Below are 7,239 nucleotides of genomic sequence, written 5' to 3' on the forward strand. Positions count from 1 at the left end.
TCAAGTCTCGTCCGTCATCGACGACGTGGCGATGTGCCGCAGCCCGGGGAGACGCAAGGCGCCTGTCTCGCGAATCTGGCTGCTCCGCTGGCGGTGACCCAGCCAGACGTGGATGATCAGCACCAGCGGAATCAGGACCCCGGTGCAGAGGTGGGCCCAGGCGATGACACCGCGGACGTCTTCGTCCCCGATGTAGTACAGCCCATAGGCAGTGACGATCATGAAGCCCAGTGAGATGGCGAGAAAGAGCCCCGTCACCCTGCTGCGACCGGACCGAAACCCGACCGGGATGTGACTGGCCAGCAGGTAGCCGTAGTACACCATCATCATCATGGCTGCACCACCGTGCAGCTTCAGCAATGGCCCCTCCCACGAGCTCGGCTGGGGGCCAAACTCGCCCTCGACGGTGACCCACCGATGCAACGCAAACCAGCCTGTGCCTGAGAGCCAGCTCAGCGCAAAGAAGAGGTAGAGAGCAGCTTTCCAAACCTTGGGAAAGTGAAGGGCAATTCGTTTCATGGGGGAGTGGGGAAATTGCCGAAAGCGGGATGCGCTTCAGCGAGGCTGCCCGGCCAGATCACGGCGGCTTCGTCTTGCAGAGCAGACGCCAGCGTTTCCGGTGGGGCAAAAAGGGCGACCTTGCTCAAGGCATCCGCTTGAAGACAGGTATCGGCAAAGACGGTGGCGGAGGCGTGGGTCGGCGCGGGCTTCCTGGTCTGGGGATGGACCAGATGATTGACCCGCCGCCAGCCCTTGCGACGGGTTGAGGCGTAGGCTGCGCTCGTGGCCACGGCCCGCTTCAAGAAGGGGACTTCCGTGGATCTCAGATACGGCGCCTCAGGATCGCGAAGCCGGAGTTGAGGCGGATCGTTGCCGAGATAGCGCATGTCGCCGCTCGCGTCCACGAGGGCAAAGTCTGGGGCCGCATGGGCGAGTGCTGCCACGGCCCGATCCACCGCATAACCCTTGGCTATCCCGCCCAGATCCACCTGAACGGGGCGGGTGTAGAACACCTGGTTCGAGACCGTGACCTGCACATCCTCCCAGTTGCCCGCCAGAGATGCCGACCTGGGTGTTTTTCTGGTGGGGCGCAGACCCCAGCCGGTCAGGACCGGGGTGATGGTGATGTCAAAGGCGCCGTCGCTCAGTTGAGAGAATCGCCTGGCCTCGCGAAGCACGTGGGCCGTGCAGGGATGCACCTCCACCTCCTCACGGTGGGCTCTGGCGTTGATGCGGGAGACGTCGCTCTGAGGATCAAACCAGCTCATCAACGCCTGTACACGAGTGATCGCAGCGAAGGCGTCATCCGCCAGTTGGTGCAAGCCGTCAGCCCCCATGGCGGCATCACGCAGGGTGATCCGCACAAGGGTGCCGAGAAGCGGCTGGCTGCGGGAGATCTCCGCCATGGGCAATCGATCAGTCAGAGCGTCTTCAAGACGATTGCATGAGTCTGGAGGATGCGGCGGACGCCGTCGGTGACGTGCACACAACTCAGCGTGGCCCCAGAGATGTTCTTGATGTCCCCGTCGATCTTGAGCGGAGCGGCTGCGGTTTTGCCTTGGAACTGTGCGCGCCACTTGGGAAGCTTGATCTCGTGGCCGTAGGTCTCCCGGTACACGAGGACCTCGATCCCCTTGACCGCCCCCGCCGCAGAGAGGGCGATGGCATAAGTGATGAATTGGTGCTTGCCTAGAACCTCATCCACGATGAACCAGCCGCCATCCGCCGCCTTCCATGCATTGAGCTGAAGCTGGCGCACCCGCTCTCCGCTGGCCTTTTCCACGGCAGATTTCTGGTCCGCCGTGAGAGTGACTTCCACCTTGCGGAGACCAGCACCGGGAAAGAGCAGGCGCTGGGCCTCTTCTGCGGAGAGATACGTCTCACTGCGAACGATGCGGGGTACGACCAGGGAGCCCAGAAGGACGGCGGCATGGCGCAACCATGTATGACGAAGCATGGGGATCGTGAGTGGGGAGCTTGGGAAATAAGAGAGAAGGTGCCAGCCGTCTGGCGGACAGAGGCGGCACCTTCCATTTTTTTGGCCGGATCAGAAGTTGTACCCGACCTTCAGGCGCAGCTCGCTCTTCTCGTGTTCTCCAAAGTGGCGGTGGCTGCCTTCCTCATTGGGTTCACCCCAGATCTGCGGGAGCCAGGTGAGCGTGAACCACCACTTTTCACCACCGTAGTGGATGTTGGGACCCACGAAGATGGCCTGGTGTTCCTGGGCCCCGTATTCAGGAAACTCTGTGTGGTAGCGCACTTCCACACCGGCGTACCAGTTCTCGATAAACCGGTAGGAGAGGCCGGTGGTGGTTTCAAAGACGAACTCCGTCTCGGTGGAGCTTTCATCGGGGAAGTACCATTCAAACTCCGGTGTCAGGTTCAACGCCCAGATGAGGGTGTCGTCGAGGAAGTTCTTCTGAATGATGACTTTGGTTTCAAGCTCGAACTCATCGATGCGTTCGCCCGTCACTTTGTGAAAGCGGCTCCAGCCCGGCTCGACATAGAAGGAGAGACCAAAGGCGTCCTTGTAGGTGCTGAGCACGTTGTACTTGAAGGACTGCTTCAGGCCGTCGAACTCAAACTGATTCAGATCTTTGTACTCCTCAGGATCGAGCCCCGACTGATCACGCAGATCAAACATGATGTACGTGGAGGTCTGGAAGTGATCCGTGATCCCGTACTCCGCCTCGAACTGGATGTCGAAAGCATCGTACTCACCCACGTCCTTGCTGTGACGCCAGGTGGTCCAGTTGTACACCTCCCACTTGCCTTTGGGGAGCGTGTCGGCCCCGTACACGTAGCCAAACATGTTTTCGTCAGCTTGCGCGGACTGGGGGAGGAGGGATGCCGCCGCGATCACCGCCGAGGCGGCAAGGGGCAGGTGGAGCAGAGTGTTGAATTTCATGGGAGTACTTGGTTGTTAACCGGAGGCTCCCAAGCTTTTGTGATCGGGTTGTTCGAGGCAAGATGGATTTGAGACGCAGTCGCTTCATTGTATCGAAAACGTACATTTTCCTAACGGAAGTCTAACAGACGATTAACAGAACTGTTAGGAAGGCGACCTTTTCACTGAGACGGGAGGATTTTGTGAACGGCATTGATGCAAAAGGGAGCAAAAAATGCCCTGGCTGATGTGGATTGCTAAGGCTGATGGGTGAGCAGCAGGAGGAAAGCAGTGTTCCTGCTCAACCAGATTATGACGGGTTATGTGAAATAACAAAAGGTTCGAAAGTTGGAGGGCGAGTATCCGATTGCGAGTCCCGGACGGGGCAAGGTGTCTCAGTTGGTCACCTTCTTCATGTTGCTCTGGAACCGCATTTCCACGGTGGTGCCTGCGCCCGGGGTGCTGCTCACGGACACGGTGCCGCCATGCAGTTGCACAACCGTCTTTACGAGGGCCAGCCCCAGGCCCACGCCAGCATCACCTCCCTGACTGCTGCGGGCTGAATCCACGCGATAGAAGCGGTCAAAGAGGCGGGGCAAATGCTCGGTAGCAATGCCCGTGCCGGAGTCAGCCACGGAGACCAGGCAGATGTCGGCTTCTCTTGCGATCATCACTGAGACCTTTCCTCCTGCTGGCGTATGCCGGATGGCGTTGGAGATGAGATTGCCCAACGCCATGCGCATGAGTGAGGCATCGGCCATCACGCAACCTTCGCCTGAAGAGGTGAGCATCACGCCCTTGTCTTCGGCGAGGGCTGAGTAGAAATCAGCGACTTCCTCCGCCAGCGCAGCGGTATCCACCTCCACCCTGGTGAGGGAGGCCTCCGCATTGTCGGCACGAGCGATGAAAAGGAGGCTCTCCACCATGTGCTTGAGGCGATCGTATTCCTCCAAATGCGTCGCCAGGGTCTGGCGGTAGTCCTCCTGGGCGTGATCGCGAGAGAGGGCCAGACTGGTGGAAAGGACAAGGTTGTTCAGCGGCGTGCGGAACTCGTGCGCGACATCGGCGCTGAACTGGGACTGGCGGGAGAAGGCATCGCGGAGACGCTGCAACATGAGGTCAAACTCGCCGGCCATGGCGGCCAGCTCCCGGGGCCAGGGTTTGCCTCCCAGCCGCTCATCTAATCCCCCTGCACCCACCCGTTTCATGGTGGAGGTGATCTCTCGAACGGGTTCTAGACCACGATGGGTGAGGAACCAGGCCAGGAGCCCAGACAGGGCGGTACCCGTGGCCACCACCAGGATCAGTTGCAGGCGCAGTTCTCCGAGCCACTCCTCCAGGTGGCTCACGTCCAGAGCCACATGGTACACGAGGGGGGCTTGCTGGGATCGTGCACGACCAGAGCGGCCGCCAGGAAGGACGGGATGCCCTTGCTGGAGAAATGGCGGGCAACCTCGGAGATGTTGCCATCCTTGGGGGCCGCGACGGGGAAGGCTGCGTCCTTATCCACCAGTTCGCTGAAGCCCGGTGTTTCCAGGAGGACCTTGCCCGTGTGATCGAGCAACTGGCCGTAGTAGCGCTCCAGGGTGCGGTGGGTGGCAGTGGAGAGGATGATTTCCTCTGCCTCGTGGAGGCTCTGCGGAGTGCTCTCCAGCTCGTGCCGGAGGGTGTTCACGTGGTCCGTCAGCAGCTCTGCGTCTTCAATCTCGAAGCTGGTGTACAGCGTGTGATAGAGGAAGACGGCAGCGGAGGAGAGCGTGAACAGTGCCGCGAGCACATAACCCAAGACCAGGCGCTCGGTCAGGCCAAGTGCAGGGCGGCGGGGTGGGGCGGCGTCAGGACTGGCCACGGTCTTCCAGGATGTAACCCAGGCCCCGCTGGGTGTGGATCAGCTTGTTCTCAAACGGTTCATCCACCTTGCGGCGCAGGCGGCCCATGGCCACGTCCACCGCGTTGGAATCCGTGGAGAAGTTCATGTCCCAGACCTGCTCGCAGATCGTGGTTCGGGAGAGGACCTCTCCGCGTCTGCGGGCCAGCAGACTGAGGAGCTGAAATTCTTTGGCCGTGAGGTCGATGGGCTGCCGTCCCCGACGGGCCTTCATGCGGGGCAGATCCAGCTCCAGGTCACCGATCTTGAGGATCTCCGCCGTACGCACCGGACTGCGCCGGAGGAGGGTGCGGACCCGGGCCAGAAATTCCGTCCATGCAAAGGGTTTCACCAGATAGTCGTCAGCACCCAGCTCCAGACCGCGGACCCGATCCGGCACCGAGTCACGGGCCGTGAGGAAGAGGACCGGGGTTTCGCACCCTTTGCTGCGGAGTTGTTCCAACACATGCCAGCCGTCCCGCACGGGCAGCATCACGTCCAGCACGATAAGGTCAAAGTCGTTGTCCCGTGTCGCCTGTAGCCCCTCCTCGCCATCGCCAGCCACATCCACCACATAACCCGCCTCCTGAAGTCCCTTGGCCAGGAACTCGCGGCTGCGTCGTTCGTCTTCCACTATGAGGATGCGCATGTTGTCGGTCAGAATTGGGTGGCTGAGGCTTTTCGTCAATGACCTTCACGATATCGATGGCACCGGACGGCCTTGAGGGTGAAGACTCATGCGGCTGCCCGGGCGTTCACAATCGATGCTTCAATGAACAAAGATTTTTGATGAGCAGATCCCCCAATAGCCTGTCCCAACGTATTGACGATTAACCCTTCACCATCACATCATCATGTTTGAGATCGTAAAGAAAGGCGTTTACATGGGGCTTGGGCTTGCGAGCCTGACCAAGGACAAAGTCCAGCAGTTTGCCGCCGACGTTTCGCGAGAGGCGAAACTGACCGAGGAACAGGGGCGGAAGTTTGAAGAGGAACTGCAACAGCAGGTGGATGCGTCCAAGGGCGATCTGGAGACGGAGATCGACAAGCGCATCGACCAGTCCCTGGTACAGCTCGGCATTGTGAAAGCGGGCATCAAGCGCACGGCTGGTCAGGCTGCCGACGGACTTCAAGGCCTCGTGGACAAGCGTATTGACGAGGTGCTAAGCCGCCTGAAGGTCGCGCGACAGGAAGACATCGACTCCCTCAAACAACGGATCGAACTGCTGGAGTCCAAGCTCCACGCCGCTCCCGGAGAAACTCCCATTGTGCAACCAGGGTTCGAGAGCTAATACCAGCCCATGGAATTGAATCCGCTTGCGAAGCATCAGCGGGATTTCGGGCGTGTAGCCGAGATCATGAAGGCTCTTGTCCGCTATGGACTGGCCGACTGGATGCGCCCACTGCCATTCGCAAGTTTGCAGCAGTTTTTCACCAGTCGGGAGGGGGACGTCATCGCCGAGGCCCCGATGTCGGTGCGGGTGCGTCTGGTGCTCACGGAGCTGGGTCCCACCTTCATCAAACTGGGACAGGTGCTCAGCACCCGGCCAGACCTCATCGGCGTGGAGCTGGCGGAGGAGCTTTCGAAGCTGCAATCCAGCACGCCGCCCGATCCACCGGAAGCCATCCGCGAGGTCATCATCGAAGATCTGGGCCGTGCTCCTGAGGAGATCTTTGCCACCTACGACTCACATGCATTTGCCTCGGCATCGATTGCCCAGGTGCATCATGCCACCTTGAAGACGGGTGAGGCCGTCGTCTTGAAAGTGCGCAAGCCGGGCATTCAGCGCAAGGTGGAGGCCGACCTCTCCATCCTGGCGTGGCTGGCGGAGATGTCCGAGGTGCACGCCCCACAGTCCAAGCAGTATGAGCCGGTGGCTTTGGTGCGGCAGTTTGAGCGCACCCTCATGCATGAGTTGGATTTCAATCATGAGCGTCGCAATATCGAGGAATTTACCCGTCGGTTTATCGGGGACCCTACAGTCCGCTTCCCCAGAGCCTACGCTGAGTACTCCAGCAAGCGGGTGCTGACCATGGAACGCCTGGACGGCATTCCTGGCAATGATCGTGAAAGTCTTCAAGCTTCAGGGGCCGATCTCAACGCCTTTGCCCTCCGCGGGGCAAACATGTACATGGCGATGATCTTCCGTGATTCCTTTTACCATGCGGATCCGCATCCGGGGAACCTGATGCTGATGCCGGGCGGTGTGGTGGGGGTGCTGGACTGCGGTATGGCGGGGCGCCTGGACGAGCGCCTGCGGGATGAGGTGGAAAATCTCGTGCTCGCCGTCGGGCAGGCGGACGTGCTGGCGCTGGCCGATGCGGTGTGTCGCTTGGGCTCGGTATCCGCTGGCGCAGACCATGATCAATTGATTGCCGAGTTGTCCGACTTTGTGGCCGATTACGCCTCACAGTCCATCAGCGAGCTGGATGTGAGCGAGGCTCTGTCGGCCCTCACCCGAATCATCCGGCATCATCACATGGT

Annotated in this window: 9 protein-coding genes; 2 read left to right on the forward strand and 7 right to left on the reverse strand. The window is 60.3% G+C overall.

The annotated features are described in order from the left end of the window. The 7 genes from BV106_RS36115 to BV106_RS23005 all read right to left on the reverse strand — a co-directional run bounded on the left by BV106_RS36115 (position 1) and on the right by BV106_RS23005 (position 5,403). Positions 1-519, reverse strand: coding sequence for a hypothetical protein (locus BV106_RS36115; RefSeq protein ID WP_051946218.1), 519 nt, complete (start codon positions 517-519; stop codon positions 1-3). Further along, positions 516-1,406 (reverse strand): FAD:protein FMN transferase, encoded by an 891-nt coding sequence (locus BV106_RS22980; RefSeq protein ID WP_051946219.1) that lies wholly within the window; start codon positions 1,404-1,406, stop codon positions 516-518. Before BV106_RS22980 ends, BV106_RS36115 begins: the two co-directional genes overlap by 4 nt. Positions 1,407-1,420: 14 nt before the next feature. Continuing rightward, the gene (locus BV106_RS22985) at positions 1,421-1,957 is read right to left on the reverse strand and encodes an FMN-binding protein (RefSeq protein ID WP_081892138.1); all 537 of its coding nucleotides are present in this window, start codon (positions 1,955-1,957) and stop codon (positions 1,421-1,423) included. Positions 1,958-2,047: 90 nt separating this feature from the next. Then, positions 2,048-2,908, reverse strand: a complete 861-nt coding sequence (locus BV106_RS22990; RefSeq protein ID WP_051946220.1) for a DUF6662 family protein — start codon at positions 2,906-2,908, stop codon at positions 2,048-2,050. 374 nt (positions 2,909-3,282) lie between these two features. Next, complete coding sequence (locus BV106_RS22995) at positions 3,283-4,257, reverse strand: heavy metal sensor histidine kinase (protein ID WP_081892140.1); 975 nt, start codon at positions 4,255-4,257, stop codon at positions 3,283-3,285. Next, entirely contained in the window at positions 4,233-4,736 is a 504-nt protein-coding gene (locus tag BV106_RS23000; RefSeq protein ID WP_038168674.1) for a hypothetical protein, read from the reverse strand. The genes BV106_RS22995 and BV106_RS23000 overlap by 25 nt, the downstream gene beginning before the upstream one ends. Next, positions 4,723-5,403, reverse strand: coding sequence for a heavy metal response regulator transcription factor (locus BV106_RS23005; protein ID WP_038168675.1), 681 nt, complete (start codon positions 5,401-5,403; stop codon positions 4,723-4,725). The genes BV106_RS23000 and BV106_RS23005 overlap by 14 nt, the downstream gene beginning before the upstream one ends. 205 nt (positions 5,404-5,608) lie before the next feature. Between BV106_RS23005 and BV106_RS23010 the strand changes: the two genes are divergently transcribed. Both BV106_RS23010 and BV106_RS23015 read left to right on the forward strand, forming a co-directional pair. Then, positions 5,609-6,046 carry a phasin family protein gene (locus BV106_RS23010; RefSeq protein ID WP_038168679.1) on the forward strand — a complete coding sequence of 146 codons (438 nt, stop codon included), beginning with the start codon at positions 5,609-5,611 and terminating at the stop codon, positions 6,044-6,046. A 9-nt stretch (positions 6,047-6,055) separates the two neighbouring features. Further along, the coding region (locus tag BV106_RS23015; protein WP_038168680.1) for an AarF/UbiB family protein at positions 6,056-7,239 on the forward strand (1,184 nt) is incomplete at its 3' end.

This window comes from Verrucomicrobium sp. BvORR106, from assembly GCF_000739655.1.
Classification (GTDB): domain Bacteria; phylum Verrucomicrobiota; class Verrucomicrobiia; order Verrucomicrobiales; family Verrucomicrobiaceae; genus Verrucomicrobium.